At 67.6% G+C, this 17030-nt stretch carries 22 protein-coding genes; 18 read left to right on the top strand and 4 right to left on the bottom strand.

The annotated features are described in order from the left end of the window. Positions 1-39: 39 nt before the first annotated feature. From moeZ to ACIF83_RS13985, 3 genes are all read left to right on the top strand, one after another. A complete protein-coding gene (gene moeZ, locus ACIF83_RS13975; protein ID WP_393468836.1) occupies positions 40-1218 on the top strand; it encodes an adenylyltransferase/sulfurtransferase MoeZ in 1179 nt (392 codons plus the stop codon). Between the two features lie 946 nt (positions 1219-2164). Beyond that, positions 2165-3511: a hypothetical protein gene (locus ACIF83_RS13980; RefSeq protein ID WP_399726602.1), complete on the top strand. Its 1347-nt coding sequence runs from the start codon at positions 2165-2167 to the stop codon at positions 3509-3511. Between the two features lie 426 nt (positions 3512-3937). Further along, the gene (locus ACIF83_RS13985; RefSeq protein WP_399726605.1) at positions 3938-4534 is read left to right on the top strand and encodes a nuclease-related domain-containing protein; all 597 of its coding nucleotides are present in this window, start codon (positions 3938-3940) and stop codon (positions 4532-4534) included. Here ACIF83_RS13985 and ACIF83_RS13990 read toward each other — a convergent pair whose 3' ends face one another. Next, positions 4535-5293 (bottom strand): GntR family transcriptional regulator, encoded by a 759-nt coding sequence (locus tag ACIF83_RS13990; RefSeq protein ID WP_399726608.1) that lies wholly within the window; start codon positions 5291-5293, stop codon positions 4535-4537. Positions 5294-5482: 189 nt separating this feature from the next. On the opposite strand from ACIF83_RS13990, the gene ACIF83_RS13995 reads away from it, so the two are divergent. The 15 genes from ACIF83_RS13995 (at position 5483) to ACIF83_RS14065 (ending at position 12762) form a co-directional block, all read left to right on the top strand. Further along, positions 5483-5809 carry a hypothetical protein gene (locus ACIF83_RS13995; RefSeq protein ID WP_399726611.1) on the top strand — a complete coding sequence of 109 codons (327 nt, stop codon included), beginning with the start codon at positions 5483-5485 and terminating at the stop codon, positions 5807-5809. A gap of 2 nt (positions 5810-5811) precedes the next feature. Continuing rightward, positions 5812-7152: an FtsK/SpoIIIE domain-containing protein gene (locus ACIF83_RS14000; RefSeq protein WP_399726614.1), complete on the top strand. Its 1341-nt coding sequence runs from the start codon at positions 5812-5814 to the stop codon at positions 7150-7152. Between the two features lie 80 nt (positions 7153-7232). Further along, the gene (locus ACIF83_RS14005) at positions 7233-7451 is read left to right on the top strand and encodes a hypothetical protein (RefSeq protein WP_399726617.1); all 219 of its coding nucleotides are present in this window, start codon (positions 7233-7235) and stop codon (positions 7449-7451) included. A gap of 5 nt (positions 7452-7456) precedes the next feature. Then, on the top strand, positions 7457-7639 hold the full coding sequence (locus tag ACIF83_RS14010) for a hypothetical protein (protein ID WP_399726620.1): 183 nt from the start codon (positions 7457-7459) through the stop codon (positions 7637-7639). Positions 7640-7661: 22 nt separating this feature from the next. After that, positions 7662-8321 (top strand): DUF2637 domain-containing protein, encoded by a 660-nt coding sequence (locus ACIF83_RS14015; RefSeq protein ID WP_399726624.1) that lies wholly within the window; start codon positions 7662-7664, stop codon positions 8319-8321. Between the two features lie 19 nt (positions 8322-8340). Then, positions 8341-8529 carry a mobile element transfer protein gene (locus ACIF83_RS14020; RefSeq protein ID WP_399726627.1) on the top strand — a complete coding sequence of 63 codons (189 nt, stop codon included), beginning with the start codon at positions 8341-8343 and terminating at the stop codon, positions 8527-8529. A gap of 14 nt (positions 8530-8543) precedes the next feature. Beyond that, positions 8544-8702: a hypothetical protein gene (locus tag ACIF83_RS14025; protein WP_391336410.1), complete on the top strand. Its 159-nt coding sequence runs from the start codon at positions 8544-8546 to the stop codon at positions 8700-8702. 23 nt (positions 8703-8725) lie between these two features. Then, on the top strand, positions 8726-9040 hold the full coding sequence (locus ACIF83_RS14030) for a SpdD protein (protein WP_399726630.1): 315 nt from the start codon (positions 8726-8728) through the stop codon (positions 9038-9040). 95 nt (positions 9041-9135) lie between these two features. Continuing rightward, a complete protein-coding gene (locus tag ACIF83_RS14035) occupies positions 9136-9318 on the top strand; it encodes a hypothetical protein (RefSeq protein ID WP_399726632.1) in 183 nt (60 codons plus the stop codon). A 5-nt stretch (positions 9319-9323) separates the two neighbouring features. Continuing rightward, the gene (locus ACIF83_RS14040) at positions 9324-9560 is read left to right on the top strand and encodes a hypothetical protein (RefSeq protein WP_399726635.1); all 237 of its coding nucleotides are present in this window, start codon (positions 9324-9326) and stop codon (positions 9558-9560) included. Continuing rightward, entirely contained in the window at positions 9560-9766 is a 207-nt protein-coding gene (locus tag ACIF83_RS14045) for a hypothetical protein (RefSeq protein ID WP_399726638.1), read from the top strand. Before ACIF83_RS14040 ends, ACIF83_RS14045 begins: the two co-directional genes overlap by 1 nt. Continuing rightward, positions 9763-9939 carry a hypothetical protein gene (locus tag ACIF83_RS14050; protein WP_399727184.1) on the top strand — a complete coding sequence of 59 codons (177 nt, stop codon included), beginning with the start codon at positions 9763-9765 and terminating at the stop codon, positions 9937-9939. Before ACIF83_RS14045 ends, ACIF83_RS14050 begins: the two co-directional genes overlap by 4 nt. Further along, positions 9936-11327 carry a replication initiator protein RepSA gene (gene repSA, locus ACIF83_RS14055; RefSeq protein WP_399726641.1) on the top strand — a complete coding sequence of 464 codons (1392 nt, stop codon included), beginning with the start codon at positions 9936-9938 and terminating at the stop codon, positions 11325-11327. Before ACIF83_RS14050 ends, repSA begins: the two co-directional genes overlap by 4 nt. Positions 11328-11329: 2 nt before the next feature. Then, positions 11330-11527, top strand: coding sequence for a helix-turn-helix transcriptional regulator (locus ACIF83_RS14060; RefSeq protein ID WP_399726644.1), 198 nt, complete (start codon positions 11330-11332; stop codon positions 11525-11527). Continuing rightward, a complete protein-coding gene (locus ACIF83_RS14065) occupies positions 11527-12762 on the top strand; it encodes a tyrosine-type recombinase/integrase (RefSeq protein WP_399726647.1) in 1236 nt (411 codons plus the stop codon). The genes ACIF83_RS14060 and ACIF83_RS14065 overlap by 1 nt, the downstream gene beginning before the upstream one ends. Before the next feature lie 164 nt (positions 12763-12926). Here the strand turns inward: ACIF83_RS14065 and ACIF83_RS14070 are convergent, their stop codons facing one another. From ACIF83_RS14070 to ACIF83_RS14080, 3 genes are all read right to left on the bottom strand, one after another. Continuing rightward, entirely contained in the window at positions 12927-13472 is a 546-nt protein-coding gene (locus ACIF83_RS14070) for a hypothetical protein (RefSeq protein ID WP_399726650.1), read from the bottom strand. 260 nt (positions 13473-13732) lie between these two features. Then, positions 13733-15292: an alpha/beta hydrolase gene (locus ACIF83_RS14075; RefSeq protein WP_399726653.1), complete on the bottom strand. Its 1560-nt coding sequence runs from the start codon at positions 15290-15292 to the stop codon at positions 13733-13735. A 153-nt stretch (positions 15293-15445) separates the two neighbouring features. Next, positions 15446-16990, bottom strand: coding sequence for an alpha/beta hydrolase (locus ACIF83_RS14080; RefSeq protein ID WP_393468846.1), 1545 nt, complete (start codon positions 16988-16990; stop codon positions 15446-15448). Between the last annotated feature and the right edge of the window lie 40 nt (positions 16991-17030).

A 17030-nucleotide genomic window follows, 5' to 3' on the forward strand; every position in this document is an offset into this window, starting at 1 on the left:
GAGAACAACCGTAGTGATTGACCGACCAACGGAGTCCCCGTGTCGCTGCCACCCCTGGTCGAGCCAGCTGCTGAGCTCACCGTAGACGAGGTCCGCCGGTACTCCCGCCACCTGATCATCCCCGACGTCGGGATGGACGGGCAGAAGCGGCTGAAGAACGCCAAGGTGCTCTGTGTGGGCGCCGGCGGCCTGGGCTCGCCGGCGCTGATGTACCTGGCCGCCGCGGGCGTGGGCACCCTCGGCATCGTGGAGTTCGACGAGGTCGACGAGTCGAACCTGCAGCGCCAGATCATCCACAGCCAGGCCGACATCGGCCGCTCCAAGGCCGAGTCCGCGCGGGACAGCGTCAAGGGCATCAACCCGTACGTGAACGTGGTCCTTCACGAGGAGCGGCTGGAAGCCGACAACGTGATGGACATCTTCAGCCAGTACGACCTGATCGTCGACGGCACGGACAACTTCGCGACCCGCTACCTGGTCAACGACGCCTGCGTGCTGCTGAACAAGCCGTACGTGTGGGGCTCGATCTACCGCTTCGACGGCCAGGCCTCGGTCTTCTGGTCCGAGCACGGCCCCTGCTACCGCTGCCTCTACCCGGAGCCCCCGCCGCCGGGCATGGTCCCCTCCTGCGCCGAGGGCGGCGTGCTGGGCGTGCTGTGCGCGTCCATCGGCTCCATCCAGGTCACCGAGGCGATCAAGGTCCTCACCGGCACCGGTGAGCCGCTGGTCGGCCGCCTGATGATCTACGACGCCCTGGAGATGCAGTACCGCCAGGTCAAGGTCCGCAAGGACCCGAACTGCGCGGTCTGCGGCGAGAACCCGACCGTCACCGAGCTCATCGACTACGAGGCCTTCTGCGGCGTCGTCTCCGAGGAGGCCCAGGAGGCGGCGCTCGGCTCGACGATCACTCCCAAGCAGCTCAAGGAGTGGATCGACGACGGCGAGAACATCGAGATCATCGACGTCCGCGAGCCGAACGAGTACGAGATCGTCTCCATCCCGGGCGCCAAGCTGATCCCGAAGAACGAGTTCCTCCTGGGCACCGCCCTCGAGGGCCTCCCGCAGGACAAGAAGATCGTCCTGCACTGCAAGACGGGTGTCCGCAGTGCGGAAGTCCTCGCCGTCCTGAAGTCCGCGGGCTTCGCGGACGCCGTCCACGTGGGCGGCGGCGTGATCGGCTGGGTCAACCAGATCGAGCCGCACAAGCCGGTCTACTGATCAGCCCTCCTGCTGACCAGCAAGTCTGAAGAAGCCCACGGCTCTGACCAGCTCAGATGCCGTGGGCTTCTGTCGTTGTCGGTTGGCGTCGGCTGACCTTGGACGGCCCAGGGACGGCCCGGGTTCGGTCCAGTCCGAGGGCAAGCGTGAGCTGCTCTACCAGCCACCTCCGAACAGAGGTTGCAGGGTTGCCGCTACCCCCGATGTAACGGCGAGTATGCCGCCCAGGCTGGCCAGGGTAGTGGTTGCGTTTTGGAAGAGTTCCTGTCGGAGACGTGCCCACCTGGCACTCCAGAAGATCATTTTGAGCTTCTGCCATTTGTGCTGGCGGAGGTGGCAACCCATGAGCGCGCCGTGGCTGTTGTTGCGACACGAGCCACCTCGCCCCTCAGCTCCGCACCAGACGGGCACGTTGAAGAAGAAGTAGAAGGCGCTGATCCCAGACAGGATAAGGAGTAGAACCGGCCCGAAGTCCAAGGTCAGCCAGCCTGCGACGAGCACGACAAAGACAGCCCAACCCCAGTACTTCCCAAATCCCTTCATGCGCGCTCATGATTCGGTCTGGCCTGCACTGGGGGAGCGGCGCGATGGGGGCGCATAGAAGCAACGCTCTGGCGCGGTCGGCGGTACCCGCCCGGCCGAGTCCCGCCTCACGCACCGGACCAGATGGGGCCGTTCAGCGCGACCTCTTCGTCCCGAAGCAACTTGGGTGACGGTGTGACCAGGGACCTGGGGTGCCTCCTACCTGCTGCTGCGGTTGTCCGCAGGTATGCGTGGTTGTTCGCCGCTGTGCGTCGCTGGTGCCGCGGCGGCGAACCCGTCGGCATGCCGCCCGACCGGCAGGTCGCGTCAACGCCACGGAGGTAGTTGCTGCACTCTCTCGCTCGGCCAGCGAGATCAACCAAACCGGTAGCGGCAGGTTCCTCGCTCCCATCACACTATATTTATGTTGAAGCTCTCCACTTGGCGCACTGTCGTCGATTCCCAGCAGTCCGGTAAGTTTGATGCGATCGTGGATGCAATCCCCGCTGATTTCATAAGGGTGCTGAGTTCCTCCCGTGAGACCATGGCTAGCGCGCTCGGCTTGAGCTCGGCGGATGGAGGTGCTCGACTGGCAGATCGTTTTGGGCGAGTTACCCCAATTATCAAGGCGGAGATTTTCGCCTTCAACGGGGAAACTTATGTCCTCTCCTTGCGGAATCGAAGGAGCAACGCCACCGCCTGGAGTTTCAGTGAAGATGAAGATGGGGCAACTCAAAAAGAGCAGTCCGGAATTCTATTTCTTCACGTACTTTCTGGCTCCCGTTCCAAGCCGGACGTGTCTGTATTTATCGAGGCTGTCCAGCAGCATGCTGGCGCAGACCTGAGAGCGTGGGAGACTCGCCCTAGGAGATTCGCGGAGCTGAAGCAAGAAGGGCGCCAGGAATCTCTATCAATCACGCCCGAGAAAGCCAAAGCTGCTCGCCTTTTGTCGGACAAGGAGCGACGCATCCTGGCCACTGCGATTAAGGCCGCGCCAGGTGGGTTGATCCTCTCGGACGTGGAGAGACAGCTGAAGCGGGGTAAAGTGACCGATATCGAGGCAACCTTGCTGGAATTGCAGGATGCAGATCTGATTGATTCAGAGTACGTGGTCGTCTGTGCCAAAAATCAGCACGAGGTCTCCAGGTTCTCTGACGCTTCCGTTATGGCTGAGATGTCGAAGTATGGAGTGCGCTGCGGGTGCGGTCGCAAGATCGGTGACGAGCGGCTTGAGGAAGCAGTCGCCATTACCGACTTGGGTCGAGAGCTGCTAGACAAAAGCACATGGATGTCAATCATGTTGATGGAAGAGTTGCGCGACCTCGGAATCCCGGATGATCGAATTATGATTGAGTACTCTTCCGGCGGGGATGAAATGGATTGCATTGCCGATATTAATGGCCAGGTGATCCTATTTGAACTCAAAGACAAGGAATTTAGCCTCCGGGAAGCGTATTCTTTTGGTGCTAAGATCGGCCTAGTTCGCCCTCAGTACCCGGTGATTGTGACGACCGAAAGAGTTGGCGGCGACGCTAAGGATCACTTCGAAAAAGCTGAACTTGCAGGGAAGCGGGGACAGGCGAGCCTTGACCCGGACGACGCTAGGCCGATCCGGTTCATTGAAGGGCTAGAAAACCTGCGTACCCAGCTTGACGATTTGGCCTCCACGGTTTACCGACATGAGGCATTCAAGGTGCTCCGCGAGGTCATGCCAATGGCCTCGATCTCGCCGAATCATCTGCTTGACGGTATCGCTGCAGGAGGTCACTAAGGTCGGTGGAGCGGCTTTGGGCTGGAGCTGCTTTGGCGCGAGTGATCATGGCCCCGTAAGCTTCCGGCGCGTCGGGCAGTCTGTGGACCTGCCCGGTAAAGCACGACGTTGGGGCCATGATCTTCGAGGCTCGCGCCAAAGTGGCTGCCTAAAGCCGTGGAGCCGACCGGCCTTAGCCACAGAGGGTTTCCTGCTTCCGCCCGCATGCATGCAGCGCGCCGCCGGGCGCGGCCAGCCGGGGCGCAGACAGGAGGCAGGCCGCGCCGCAGAGGCGGCGCGCGCCCGCGCCGTGCGCGGGCCTTGATGAGGTAGAGAAACCTGTAACAGCTCATGGCCGGTACGGGTCTGGAGCTGGTGGCGCCTCCGTGATGATCTGGCAGCAAAGCGCAGGCACGAGGGGGCAGGGTGCAGCCGCCGTTAGACGACTTGGCACGCAACCGACCGGGCGATGCGGTGCGGAGGAAGATCCAAGAGTTACAGCCGAACCCGTTGCTGAGGCTGATCGGCCGATGGAAGCCTGGCTCGGAGATCAGTAGTTGGGCGGACGGGCTCACAGGCGAACTCGCCACCGCCAAGAGGTTGGGCCGACTGAGGAACCATGGCTGGTTCACCCTCCATGCCATCCAGTGGCCGAGCGGCGCGGACATCGATCACCTCGCCATCGGCCCCGCCGGCGTCTTCACCATCAACTCGAAGCGGCACCGAGGGAAGGCCGTTTGGTACGGCGACACCGCCATCACCGTGAACAGAACCACGACCCGGCACATCGCGATCAGCCAGTCCGAAGCGCGCCGCGTCTCCCGGACCCTGTCTCGCTGCTGCGGGTGCGAGATCCCCGTCCGGCCCGTGATCTCCGTAGTGGACGCGTCGAAGCTCACGGTCAAGAGCGCGAACCCGCCGGTGCTCGTCCTGGCGGTTGAGCACGTTGATCGAGTCCTATCGGGGCTCACACCGACACTGCCGCCCGACCAGGTAGCACGCATCTACGGCGTAGCGCGGGATGCACGCACTTGGACCGGTTGATCAGGCGTCGAAGTCGTACTCCAAGACGTACGCGGCAGAGTCAAGGATCATCTCGTTCACCTCGACGGGGCGCCCCTCATCCGCGAACGCGGTACGGCAAATCAGAATCACCGGATTGCCCATGGAGAGCTGAAGGCGGCTTGCCTCATCCTGCGACGGCATCCGAGAGCGGATCTCCTCGCGGAAGTGCACGGGTTTGTAGCCAAGCTCGGCCAGTCGGGCGTAGGTGCCTCCGGGGCCGGTGTCTTCTTGGGTGATCGCAGAGCCAGCCACAAGGTCCGCAGGCAGGTACGACGTGGACAGCAGGACGGGCTTGTCGTCCAGCACGAAACGACGGCTGCGCACGCATGCCGGCGCGTCGGCCTCGATGCCGAGTACCTGACTGATCCGCTCGGGTGCGGGCGCCTCGAAGACGCGTACCTGATCGACGACGAGGGTGCGGTTCTCTATGTCCGCCGACCAGATGGAACGTCCCGAGCCCCACTGATCGCGGGACAGTCGCTGAATGCCTCGCCGCCTGAGCGGCTTGAAGGCACGTACGAACACTCCGGCTCCCTTGCGGGACTCCGCCAGACCTTCGTTCTGGAGCACGCCGAGCGCTTGGCGTGCAGTCATGCGAGCCACGCCGTACGTGGCCATGAGGTCGTTCTCCCCTGGTAGCCGATCACCGGGGCCGTACTCGCCGGCCTGGATCGCTTCCCTCAGTTCGTCGGCAATGCGCTGGTACTTCGGCTGGCGTCCGCTGCCCTGGGTGGCCATGTGATCCCTCCTTTCCTCTCTAGACACCTTAGGGGTGATCGCGCGTTCGCCCCAACCGTCGGCTCGCCTCAGTGGCCAACCTGAAACATCTCTAGAGACGTGTTGACATCTCTAGAGATCTGCCGTTCCATGGAGTCATCTCTAGAGAGGTTGCCCACTGGGGGCAGCCTCGCGAACGAGAGGGCTGCCATGCCGTCCTTCAAGATCGACACGTCGACTGCTGTGGTGTTCGTGGCGACTGCGCCCGAGCCGAAGGTGAAGAACTTCGCCACCGGTGAGCGAGCCATGAACGCGGAAGGCAAGCCCATGTCCGTCGTGGGCCTGCTTGTCTCCGACGAGGGAGAGGGCAACCTCCTGAAGGTCAACATCCCGGAGAACGGCTATCCCGAGGGCCTGGCCCCGGGCATGCCGGTCACGGTCATCGGCCTCAAGGCTCGGGACTGGGAGAACGTGATCAAGGGTGAGAAGCGTCAGGGCATCTCGTTCAGCGCGGTCGCGATCACCCCGGCGGCCTGACCATGACTGACCTGACGATGTGGCTGGAGGCCACGGCCGGCTTAGCGGGCGCCGGTGGTGTCGGCTACGCGAAGGTGCGGGCGCCTCGCGCGTACTGGGCGGCGGTCGGGCTGCCGGTGACGCTGGCCCGGTTCGGCTTCTCCTACCGGTCCACGATGGACGTGTGCGGGCTGACGGTGCGGCCGTCCGGCTTGCGGGCGTTCGTGACCCGCAGCGTCGCTCGTCGTGAGGTGCAGCCGGTTCCGCCGAAGATCCGCCGGGTGCGGGGTACGTCGACCGGGCTGCGGGTGACCCTGCGGCTTCCGGCCGGCCTGGAGCCCGCCGACGTGGCCGCCGCTTCGGAACGGCTGCGTCACGCCTGGGGCGTGTACTCGGTGACCGTGGCGGAGATCAAGCCGGGGTTCATCGAACTGCGGATGACCGGCTACGACGTGCTGCGCCGGGTCCGGATGCCCCGCAAGGCGATCCCGCACGACATGATCGTGCCGGTCGCCCTGCGCGAGGACGGGACCGCGTTCGAGCGGGACTACCGCAAGGCCCCCATGGCGCTCACCCTGGGTGCGAACGGGTCCGGCAAGTCCATGTACCAGCGCAACCTGATCAAGGGCCTGGCCCAACTCCCGATCGGCCTGGTCGGGATCGACTGCAAGCGCGGGGTGGAACAGAACGCCTACGCACCGCGTCTGTCGGCGCTGGTGACCAACCCCGATGATGCCGCCTTGCTGCTCACCGTGCTGGTCGCGGAGATGGAGGACCGCTTCGACCTGCTGAGCAAGCTCGGCGTCTCGGACGTGTGGGAGCTGCCGGAGAACCTGCGGCCGGTGCCCCTGGTCGTCCTGGTGGACGAGATCGCGGAACTCTTCCTGATCTCCTTGAAGAAGGACGAGGAACGCCGCGAGCGGATCGTGACCGCGGCGATCCGGCTGGCGCAGATGGCCCGCGCGGCCGGCATCTACCTGGAGATCTGCGGGCAGCGTTTCGGCTCGGACCTGGGCAAGGGTGCCACCATGCTCCGCGCCCAGCTCACCGGCCGGGTCGTGCACCGCGTCAACGACAAGCAGACCGCCGAAATGGGCCTCGCCGACGTCGCACCCGACGCGGTCCCCACCGCAAGCCTGATCCCGATGGAACGCCCCGGGACCGCCGTCGCGGCGGACACCTCCGGTGGCTGGGCGAAGATTCGTACCCCGGCGATCACTCGCGACGAAGTCGCCGTCGTCTGCCGGGACTTCCGTCACCTGGTCCCTGACCTTCCCTTCCTCGAACCTTTCCGCCCCGACGCGCCCGCTGAGGCGCCGGCGGACGGACCGTCGCCGGTCAAGCCGCGACCGGTCACCGAGTAACACTCCCCGTTCCACGGTCGGCGCGACCGCCTGCGCGCCAGGTCCTTACCCCCGCCATGCCGAAAATCGGGAGGAATCCGATGAACCGCAAGCACCCGGACGAGTACACCCCGGCGGAACGCGACGACGTCAACCGGCTCGGCTACCTGTACGAGACGTTCGTCAACGACCTGCACTTCGGACTCAAGCAGGACGCGTTCACGGCCGTGATGGCCGGTGCGTTCGCCGGCGAGTTCGCCCTCATCGACGCCGGCGCCTACCCGCCCGCCGGGCACGACTACCCCCGGCTGGAGGACTGACCTCCATGGCCACCACCGGCAAGCGCGCCCGCCGAACGGCGCCCGAACCGGCCCCGTGCCCCGACTGCGACGGCAAGGGCGAGATCACCGAAACCGTCCGCGTCGGCGCCCGCAAGGGCCGTGCCACCGACGACCGGCAGTCCGCCTTGTGCCTGACCTGCCTCGGTACCGGCCAAGCCCCCGACTGACCCCTGAAGGGAGGTGCCGAACATGCCTCGCTCGATCCGTCCGGACGCGGTCCTGATCCAGGCCGTGATTGCGGGTGCGTTGTCCTTCGCTCACCTGCACGATCTCGCGGCTGCGGCCGGGCAGTCCGGGTGGAAGGCCTGGGCCTATCCGGTCTCCGTCGACCTGCTGCTCGTCGCCGCATGGCGTCGGCTGCGGACCGCCCGGCGTGACCGCTCGGCCTGGACCTGGTTCGTCATTGCGCTGTCTGCCTCGCTCGGCGCGAACATCGCCACCGCCGGACTCCTCGACCTGGGCCATGTGCCCGCCTGGCTGCGGATCCTTGTGGCTGGCTGGCCCGCCCTGGCCTTCCTCGGCGGAACCCTCCTCGTTCACTCACCCACCACTGCCCCGACCGACCCGGTCCCGGGGGACCACACCGAGGAACCGGCCGCGCCGGACGTCGAAGTGCACCGCACCGACGACCCCGACCCGTCCCCCGCTCCCGAACTGGCCCTGGCCCCGGACCCCGTGAAGCCCGCGGCTCCGGTCGTGCCAGCCGCGTTGCTGGATCACGCCCGCAAGCTCGCCGAAGCCCACCGAGCCTCCACCGGCTCCCCGATGCCCGCCGACGCGCTCTCGGCCCGGCTCGGCCTGCCCGCCGACATGACCCGCGCGATCACCGACCAACTCCAACTCGCCTGAACCGAAGGGAGGTTCACCCGTGAGCGCCTACCGCCGCTTCCGCAACGTGATCCGCATCGGCCCCGTCGAGGTCGGCACCTCCTACGACGGCCGTGGCCGCGAGATGCACACCGTCGTCTGCACCGCCCCCGGCTGCGGCTTCGCCTCCGACTACCCGACCCGCGCCGGCGCCGAACTCGCCGCCCGCACCCACCGCTGCAAGGCCTAGAAGGAGACCCCGTCATGCAGGTTCCGCTCTGGCTCGCCCTGCTCGCCGTCGGCTACCTCGGCGTCAAGCACGTCCGCCCGCCCTGGTGGCTCGTGGCCCTGCTCCTGCTCGGCGGCTACCTCATCGCCGGCAGCTTCCTCGGCCCCGCCGTCGGCACCGTCATTGACAAGTGACCCAACCCGAAGGGATAGGCCTCGTGTTCACCCCGAAGTACCCGCCCCAGGACACCGCACCGCCCCCGACCATCATTCAGCCACAGCCCGCCGCTTCGGCCCCGGCCATTCAGGCCCCGGCCCCGGTCACCCAGATGGCCCCGACCTCGAACCGGCCGACCGTCCAGCTCACCCCGGGCAGCGTGCTCGCCCTCGCCGCCGGCGGAGGGGCCGTGGTCCTCGTCGTCGGCGCGGTCCTGGTCTCGCTCCTGCTGGCCGTCGCCATCACCGGCGTCTCCGTCGCCGTGGTCGCCGTCGTACTGCGCCTGCTCATCAAGGACATGCACAACCACCGCTGAACGGCCCCCGGAGCGGCCTCGGTCGCCAAACTTACGCCGCTCCGGGCGCCTGGACCCACTTCCAGATCCAACGGACCCGAAAGGGACGCCCCATCATGCCCCAGCGCGCCCAGAACACGCCCGTCTGCCGTGACTGCGACGGCTTCGCCACCGCCGCGATCACCACCGGCACCCGTCACCGCGACGGCTCTCGTGTCACCTTCCGCGTCGACTGCCACGCCTGCAAGGGAACCGGCAACATCACCCGCGCTGCCGCCCTCGCCCGGACCGGGCGGTGACGGCCGTGGAGAACCTGACCACCTCGGCCCACATCGAGCCGGACACCCGGTTCCGCGTCACGCCGTTCGCCGACCGCGCCTACCCCTTCGTCAGCCTCCGCATCGGCGGTGACTTCGTCGAGATCGCGCTGCTCGCCTCCGCCGGTGCTTCCGAAGCCTTGCGCAACCTCGCCGCTGCGGCCATCGAAGCGGCCGGCGCCCTGGACGCGCTGACTGCCGACGCGCCGGAGGTGACGGTCTGATGCCCCGCAACTGGAGCCTCGGCGTCAGCCGTATCCACTCCGACGGCCTGGACGGCGAGTACGACCGCGCGAAGAAGACCGCCAAGGCACACGAGCTGCACGACAGCGGACGCAACGCGAAGGCGTCCCGCCCCGGCCGCACGGACCTGTCCGGCCCGTCCAGCAGTGACGCCAACACCCCGCAGAAGCGGCGCTGGGGGCGGTGACCGTGGCCCTTCTCGACTGGCGCTCGCCCGAGCACTTCGACCACACCGGCGACCAGCCGTGCGTGATCTGCACCAAGCCCACCCCGCTCCGCTCCGACCGCGGCAAGCCCGTCCACAAGGTGTGCGCGGAGGACTGGATCGACCGCCACCCGCCCAAGGAGGACAACGCGTGACCAACGCCGCCACCGCGGCGGGCCTGGACCCGGCCACCCTCGCCGACGTGCTGAGGCTGGCCGGGTCCACCGGCTTCGACCGCATCCAGGAACAGATCCGCCGTACCGGCGGCTGCTCCGACCCGATCCATCTGATGGGTTCCACCGTCACCCGCGACGCCGCCACCGGACAGGTCCTGCACGCGTACTCGACAGACACCGAGCCGGGCGGCCGGCTCCGTATCGCCTGCGGCAACCGTCGTGCCTCCCGCTGCCCGGCCTGTGCCTGGACCTACGCCGGCGACACCTACCACCTCATCCGCGCAGGACTCGTCGGCGACCCCGACAAAGGCACCCCGCACACCATCCGCGACCACCCGCGCGTCTTCGCCACACTCACCGCCCCGTCCTTCGGCCCCGTCCACAATCGGCCCGGCAACAAGCCCTGCCGCTGCGGCACCCACCACCCCAAGGACGCACCCGAACTCGGTACCCCCATCGACCCCGACACGTACGACTATGCGGGCGCGGTGCTGTGGAACAACCACGCCTCCGAGCTGTGGCGATACTTCACGATCTACCTGCGCCGCGAGATCGCCCGCCGCGCCGGCCTCACCCAAAAGGACGCCCGCGAACAGTCCCGCGTCTCCTTCGGCAAGGTCGCCGAGTACCAAAAGCGCGGCGCCGTCCACTTCCACGCCGTGATCCGCTTCGACGGCCCCGACGGACCCGACAGCCCCCCGCCCGCCTGGGCCAGCCTCAACCTGCTCACCGACGCGATCCGTGCCGCTGCCGCCCGCGTCGCGGTCGATGTCGACTCCGCCGGGGACCAGCCGGCCCGCACCCTCACCTGGGGCACCCAGCTCGACGTCCGCCCGATCCGCGCCTTCGGCGACGGCGACGAGATCACCGAACAGGCCGTCGCCTCCTACGTCGCCAAGTACGCCACCAAAGCCGCCGAGACCACCGGCACCGTCGACCGCCGCATCGGCAACAAAGAGGCCCTGCCCCTGCTCGGCGTACCCGACCACCCGGCCCGGCTCATCGCCGCCTGCCTCGACCTCCACCCGCTCTACCCGGACCGCAAGCTCCGCGACTGGGCTCACATGCTCGGCTTCCGCGGCCACTTCTCCACCAAGTCGCGCAGCTACTCCACCACCCTCGGGGCGCTACGCCAGGTCCGCGCCGATTACCGCGCAGCTCAGCAACGCGCTGCCCTCGGCCTGCGCGACCCCGACGACGAGATGGAGGCGACCACCCTGACCCTCGCCCACTGGACCTACGCCGGTCACGGCTACACCCCCGGCGAATCCTGGCTCGCCGCCAACATCCGCCGCGACATCCAGCACAACCGGGAGATCGCCCGCGAAGGACTGCCTGCACAGCTCGCCGACGAAGGGGACTACTGACCATGGCCTCAGAGCTGCCGCGCCGGTTTCTGACCCCTGAGGACCTGGTCGAGATGTTCGAGTTGCCCAGCGTCGAAACCATCTACCAGTGGCGTCGCAAACACACCGGCCCGCGAGGCTTCCGTGTCGGCCGGCACCTCCGCTTCGACCCAACCGACGTGCGGGCCTGGGTGGACTCACAGATGGGGGAGGCTGCCTGATGGCCGGGCACATCCAAGACCGCTGGTACCGGTCCGAGACTGGCCCGGACGGCAAGACGCGCAAGGTCAAGACCGAGCGATACGGCGTCGGCCTGCGCTATCGCGCCCGCTATGTAGGTCCCGACGGCACTGAGAAGTCCAAGAGTTTCCCCGACCGCCAGAAGCGGCTCGCTGAGCAGTGGCTCGCACAGATCGAAGCGGACATGTCACGTGGGCAGTACATCGACCCGCAAGCCGGTTGCCTCACCGTTCGCCAGCATGCCGAACGCTGGCTGGCGTCACTCACCGTGGATCCGGGCACGTTTGTGGGCACCGAGCAGCGCATCCGCCTGCACGTACTGCCGTACCTGGGCAGTCGCACACTGGGCTCGCTCCGCCCGACGCACATACGCGAGTGGCTGCGGAAACTTCAGGACGGGGGAGTCGCGCCTGCCTATCAGCGGGTGATCTTCGCGAACCTCTCCACCATGCTGACGGCGGCTGTGGATGACCGCCTCATTCCCGAGAACCCCTGCCGTTCGTCGTCCGTGCGTGCGCCGAAGCTCGACCCGCGCCGGATCGTTCCCTGGCAGCGCGAGCGTGTGCTGGCGGTTCGCTCGGCGCTGCGGGCGGAGTACCGGGCCATGGTGGATCTGGCCGGCGGATGTGGCCTGCGGCAGGGCGAGGCCTTGGGCCTTGCGGTCGAAGACGTGGACTTCATCGAAGGAGTGGTCCACGTGGTCCGCCAGGTCAAGCTCATCCGTAACCGCCCGGTGTTCGCGCCGCCCAAAGGAGCCAAGGCACGTACGGTCCCGCTGCCCGAGAGCGTTGCTCGGTCGCTTGAGGAGCACATCAGCCGGCATCCGCCCGCCGCTGTGACGTTGCCGTGGCGGGCGGTCGATGGCTCACCGGTCACAGCGTCGCTGCTCTTCCATAGGGATCAGGGCCGACCGGTTAACCGCAACGACTTCAACCGCTGGGCCTGGCGCCCGGCCCTGGATGCGGCGGGCGTCCCTCACGGCCGGGCGAGCGGCATGCACGCACTGAGGCACTTCTACGCCTCGGTTCTCCTGGACGCGGGGGAGAGCATCAAGGCTGTGTCGCTGTACCTGGGGCACCACGATCCGGGCTTCACTCTGCGCACCTACACCCACCTGATGCCCAGCAGCGAGAAGCGGACCCGGGAGGCCGTCAATCGTGCCTTCGCGGACGGCCCGGATACCGATGACGGCCCCACGACGGCCCAGGGGGAGTGAGAATGCAAGAAACATGCAGGTCAGGCAGTTCACGGCCTGACTTGCCGGTCTACTGATCACCGGCCCGCTGACCAGCGGGACAGAACAGGCCCACGGCGCTGACCAGTTCAGACGCCGTGGGCTTCTGTCGTTGTCGGCCGGCAACCGCATGTCGGAGGCCGAACCTACTTGAGGTTGACGGTTTGCGTCTCGGTGCCGGGGCTCGCCGGCCTCGCGATCGTGATGCTCTTGCCGAATGTGTGCTGGTCGTTGTCACTGTCCACGCAGGTGACCTTGACGTTCGCCTGCAGGCCCTTCTGCGGAACCTTGGTGAAGGTCACCGAGTAGGACTCCGACACGTTCTCGCCGGAGAGCTGATCCGACGCGGTCTTCCCCTTGGCGGCTATGGTCACGTCGGTCGCCGAGGAATCCTCGAATCGCTCGCAGCTGGCGGTTCCCGCCACGGTGACCCTGGTTGAATTCGGATTGCCGTGTGCCGTACCGGTCGCTGCCGCAGGTACGACGACTGCCAGCGAGGCCACGACCATGGCGGAGCCGAGCCTGTTCGCCTTGCTGCTGAAATCCCGCATTCCAGTCTCCACTTGTCTGCTTCGGACCGCGCTGACGAGGACGTCGGGCTGCGTGAACCCGAGGTATGGCGTCGCATCGCCACTGCGGAGTGCCGTCGCGGTGGGTGGTTGCGCCTGCCCGTGGGCCATGACCGAGCTCACGTCGCTTGTGTGTGGGGTCGATTGTGCTGAGCACGGGGTGGCGCGGAGTGTCATTGTGGCCGGTGCGTTCCGGCTTCCGACGCCCGTCAATCCGCTTGCCGGCTGCGACGACGGCAGCTGTGGCGTCTACAGTCCGACCGTAGCGACTCCTGGGTAGTATGTCCACTTATGGGCCAGTTGCTGTAATTGACTCCTCAACTGCCGTGCCCTGCTGCGCTTCTGACCCGGAACGCGGGCCGCCGGCGGGGCCTCGGCCGTCGTCATGAGCAGACCGTGCCGTCCTTCGGTACCGTCCCGTCGAGCAGGTACGCGTCCACCGCCGAGTCGACGCAGTCGCTCCCGTTGCCGTACGCCCCGTGTCCCTCGCCCTTCCAGGTGAGCTCCACGCCGACGCCCTTGCCCAGCTCGTCGGCCATCCTGCGGGCACCCTCGTACGGAGTGGCCGGGTCCCCGGTGTTGCCGACCAGCAGGATCGGTGCCGCGCCCGGCGCGCCGACCTCGGGGGTGTCGTACTGGCCCGGCACCGGCCAGTCGTGGCACCAGCCGGCCGTGTCCCAGCCGAGGAAGTCCCCGAAGACGGGTGAGATCCGCTCGAACTCCGGCAGCAGCTTCTTCGTCTGCGCGAGCGTCGGCCGCTGCCTGTCGTCCAGGCACGAGATGACCCGTTGGGCGTGACCCCTCGTGCCGTAGTGCCCCGAGGCGTCCCGCTCGTTGTAGTCGTCCGCGAGCGCCAGCAGCTGTGAACCGTCGCCCTGCTCGGCCGACTTGAGTGCGCTGGTCAGCCGAGGCCACCCGGCCTGGCTGTACAGCGGCACGATGATGCCGGTGACCGCGAGCGTCTGGTTCAGCTTCCGCCCGGACGACGTGGGCAGCGGCTTCGCGTCGAGCCGCCGGAGCAGGTCAACGATCTTCCGGGAACCCTGCTTCGGGTCCTGCCCGGTGGACTTCAGGTAGTCGTCCAGGGCCCGTTGGAAGCCACGGGCCTGGTTCTCGGCGTGGCCCACCGCGTCCGCGGTCGGGTCGACCACCGCGTCGAGGATCAGTCTGCCGACCTGCTTCGGGAACAAGTGGGCGTACACGCCGCCCAGTTCGGTGCCGTAGGAGATGCCGAAGTAGTGCATCGTCCGGTCGCCGAGCACCTGCCGCATCAGGTCCATGTCGCGCGCGGTGTCGGTCGTCGAGACGTGCGCCATCAGCGGGCCGGCGGTCTTCTGGCACCCCTTGCCGAACTCGGCGGCGTCCTGCAGGTACGCCTTTTCCTCGGCCGGGGTGTCCGGGGTGATGTCCACTCCCTCGGCGGCCTCGATGTCCCGGTCGCCGCGGCAGCGGATGCCCTCGCTGGCGCCGACCCCGCGCGGGTCCCAGCTCACCAGGTCGTAGCGCTCGCGCAGCTTGGAGACGGTGGCCCCGTAGTACGGCATGACCGACACGCCGGAGCCGCCGGGGCCGCCGAAGTTGAACAGCAGCGAGCCGATCCGGTTGCTTCCGGTCGCCTTCGCGCGGATAAGGGCGAGGTCGATCGTCCTGCCGTCCGGCTTCGCCCAGTCCAGCGGGACCTTGAGCGTGGCGCACCGCCAGTCGTCGCTCGGTGCGCCGGAGTCTGCGGTGGCCTTGCAGCGGTGCCAGTCCAGATGCTGCGAGGTGAGCGAGGAGGGGAGGTCCGCCGCGGACGGTGGCGCCGACGCCGGAGCCTGGCCGGTCTCCCCGGCCGAGCCGGTCCCCTTGCCCTCGTCGTGGCCCCCGTCCGACGAGCCGCCGCCGCATCCGGCCACCAGCAGCGCTGCGGCCGCGGCGGCCGTCCACCGCAGGAATCGAGACATGCGCACCCCCCTCGCAGGCCCTCCGCGTCGTGCCGCGGCGGGCGTTCAGGCCATGGTAGGCGGAGCGCGATCAGCCTGCGGCAGCCTGTGGATAACCGTCTGACCTGCGACTTTGAAAGGGTTGTCGGGCGTTTGTTCAGGGATTCCCGGATTCTAGGAGCAGACCGTGCCGGCCTTCGGCACCTTCCCGTCCAGCAGATAGTCGTTCACCGCGCTCTGCACGCACTTGTTCTTGCTGTCGTACGCCCCGTGCCCCTGGCCCTTGTACGTCAGCTCGACGGCGACGCCCTTGCCGAGCGCGTCCACCATCTTCTTCGCGCCCGCGTACGGGGTGGCGGGGTCGCCGGTGTTGCCCACGACGAGGATGGGCGCCGAGCCCGGCGCGCTCACGTCGGGGTGGTCGGCGGCCCCGGGCACGGCCCAGTCGGTGCAGGTGACCATGCCCCAGGCCAGGTAGTCGCCGAACACCGGGGAGGCGGCACGGAACTCGGGCACCTTCTGCTGGACCTGGTCCGCGGCGTACCGCGGCTTCTCGTCGGAGCAGTTGATGGCGATGTTGGCCGCGGTGATGTTGCTGTACTCGCCGTTCTCGCTGCGCCCGTTCATCGAGTCGGACAGCAGCATCAGGATCTTGCCGTCGCCCTCGTAGGCCTGCTCGAGCCCCTCGGTGAGGTACTCCCAGAAGTCCTTGGAGTACAGGGACTGCGCGATGCCGTTGGTCGCCGCGGTCTGGGTCAGCTGCCGCGGGAAGATGCCGGGGATCGGCTTCTTCTCCAGGTCCGCCAGCAGTTTGGCGATGCGGTCCTTGACCTCCTGCGGGGTGTCGCCGATGGGGCACTCGGTCGTCTTCGAGGTGCAGTCCTCGGCGAAGTTGTCGAGCGCGAGCTGGAAGCCCTTGGCCTGTCCGAGCGCGCTCTGCTCGGGGTTCAGGGTGGGGTCGACGACCGCGTCGAAGACCGCCCGGCCGACGTTCTTCGGGAACAGGTGGGCGTAGACGCCGCCGAGTTCGGTGCCGTAGGAGATGCCGAAGTAGTGCAGCTTGTCGTCGCCGAGGACCTGGCGCATCAGGTCCATGTCGCGGGCCGCGTCGGTGGTGCGCACATGCGGCAGGATCTTCTTGGAGTTCTTCTCGCAGGCCGAGTTGAACTGTTTGGTGCGGTCCAGCAGCTGGGCGCGTTCGGCGCTGTCGTCGGGGGTCGCGTCCTGCTGGAAGAAGTCGTCGAGCTGGGCGTCGCTCTCGCACTTCACGGGCGCGCTGCGGCCGACCCCGCGAGGGTCGAAGCTCACCAGGTCGTAGCGGGTGTTCAGGGCGGCGTAGTCCGCGCCGAAGGCGGGCAGCGTGGTGACGCCGCTGCCGCCGGGGCCGCCGAAGTTGAACACGAGCGAGCCGATCCGCCGGCTCGGGTCGCCGGTGGCCTTGGCGCGGATCAGGGCGATGTCGATGGTGTCGCCCTTGGGATCGCTCCAGTCCCGGGGTGCCTTCATGGTGGCGCACTGCCACTTGGCGCCGCTGGGCAGCGGGGACGGAGAGGTGCCGCCGCCCTCCGCCTCGGACGGCACCGGGCAGTCCTTCCAGTCCAGCTTCTGTGCCGGCAGGTCCCCGTCCTTGGCGCTCTCGCTGCATCCGGCCAGCAGAGCGGCCAGCACCACGGCGCTGGTGGTCAGAGCGGCGGCACGCAGCCGGAAGGGGTTCGCCATACATCCATCCTGCGCGCGCGCACGCCGGGGCGCGCGGGAC

It is taken from the genome of Streptomyces sp. NPDC085866 (assembly GCF_044541035.1).
In the GTDB taxonomy this organism is placed as follows: Bacteria; Actinomycetota; Actinomycetes; order Streptomycetales; family Streptomycetaceae; genus Streptomyces.

What these genes read in the sequence shown, in the direction of transcription:
- ACIF83_RS14045 (WP_399726638.1), top strand. Translation starts at nt 9,560, where the DNA reads ATGCCCCGCAACTGGAGCCTCGGCGTCAGCCGTATCCACTCCGACGGC.
- ACIF83_RS13980 (WP_399726602.1), top strand. Translation starts at nt 2,165, where the DNA reads ATGTTGAAGCTCTCCACTTGGCGCACTGTCGTCGATTCCCAGCAGTCC.
- ACIF83_RS14000 (WP_399726614.1), top strand. Translation starts at nt 5,812, where the DNA reads ATGACTGACCTGACGATGTGGCTGGAGGCCACGGCCGGCTTAGCGGGC.
- ACIF83_RS14065 (WP_399726647.1), top strand. Translation starts at nt 11,527, where the DNA reads ATGGCCGGGCACATCCAAGACCGCTGGTACCGGTCCGAGACTGGCCCG.
- ACIF83_RS14025 (WP_391336410.1), top strand. Translation starts at nt 8,544, where the DNA reads ATGCAGGTTCCGCTCTGGCTCGCCCTGCTCGCCGTCGGCTACCTCGGC.
- ACIF83_RS14005 (WP_399726617.1), top strand. Translation starts at nt 7,233, where the DNA reads ATGAACCGCAAGCACCCGGACGAGTACACCCCGGCGGAACGCGACGAC.
- ACIF83_RS14080 (WP_393468846.1), bottom strand. Translation starts at nt 16,990, where the DNA reads ATGGCGAACCCCTTCCGGCTGCGTGCCGCCGCTCTGACCACCAGCGCC.
- ACIF83_RS14035 (WP_399726632.1), top strand. Translation starts at nt 9,136, where the DNA reads ATGCCCCAGCGCGCCCAGAACACGCCCGTCTGCCGTGACTGCGACGGC.
- ACIF83_RS13990 (WP_399726608.1), bottom strand. Translation starts at nt 5,293, where the DNA reads ATGGCCACCCAGGGCAGCGGACGCCAGCCGAAGTACCAGCGCATTGCC.
- ACIF83_RS14010 (WP_399726620.1), top strand. Translation starts at nt 7,457, where the DNA reads ATGGCCACCACCGGCAAGCGCGCCCGCCGAACGGCGCCCGAACCGGCC.
- ACIF83_RS13995 (WP_399726611.1), top strand. Translation starts at nt 5,483, where the DNA reads ATGCCGTCCTTCAAGATCGACACGTCGACTGCTGTGGTGTTCGTGGCG.
- ACIF83_RS14060 (WP_399726644.1), top strand. Translation starts at nt 11,330, where the DNA reads ATGGCCTCAGAGCTGCCGCGCCGGTTTCTGACCCCTGAGGACCTGGTC.
- ACIF83_RS14015 (WP_399726624.1), top strand. Translation starts at nt 7,662, where the DNA reads ATGCCTCGCTCGATCCGTCCGGACGCGGTCCTGATCCAGGCCGTGATT.
- ACIF83_RS14075 (WP_399726653.1), bottom strand. Translation starts at nt 15,292, where the DNA reads ATGTCTCGATTCCTGCGGTGGACGGCCGCCGCGGCCGCAGCGCTGCTG.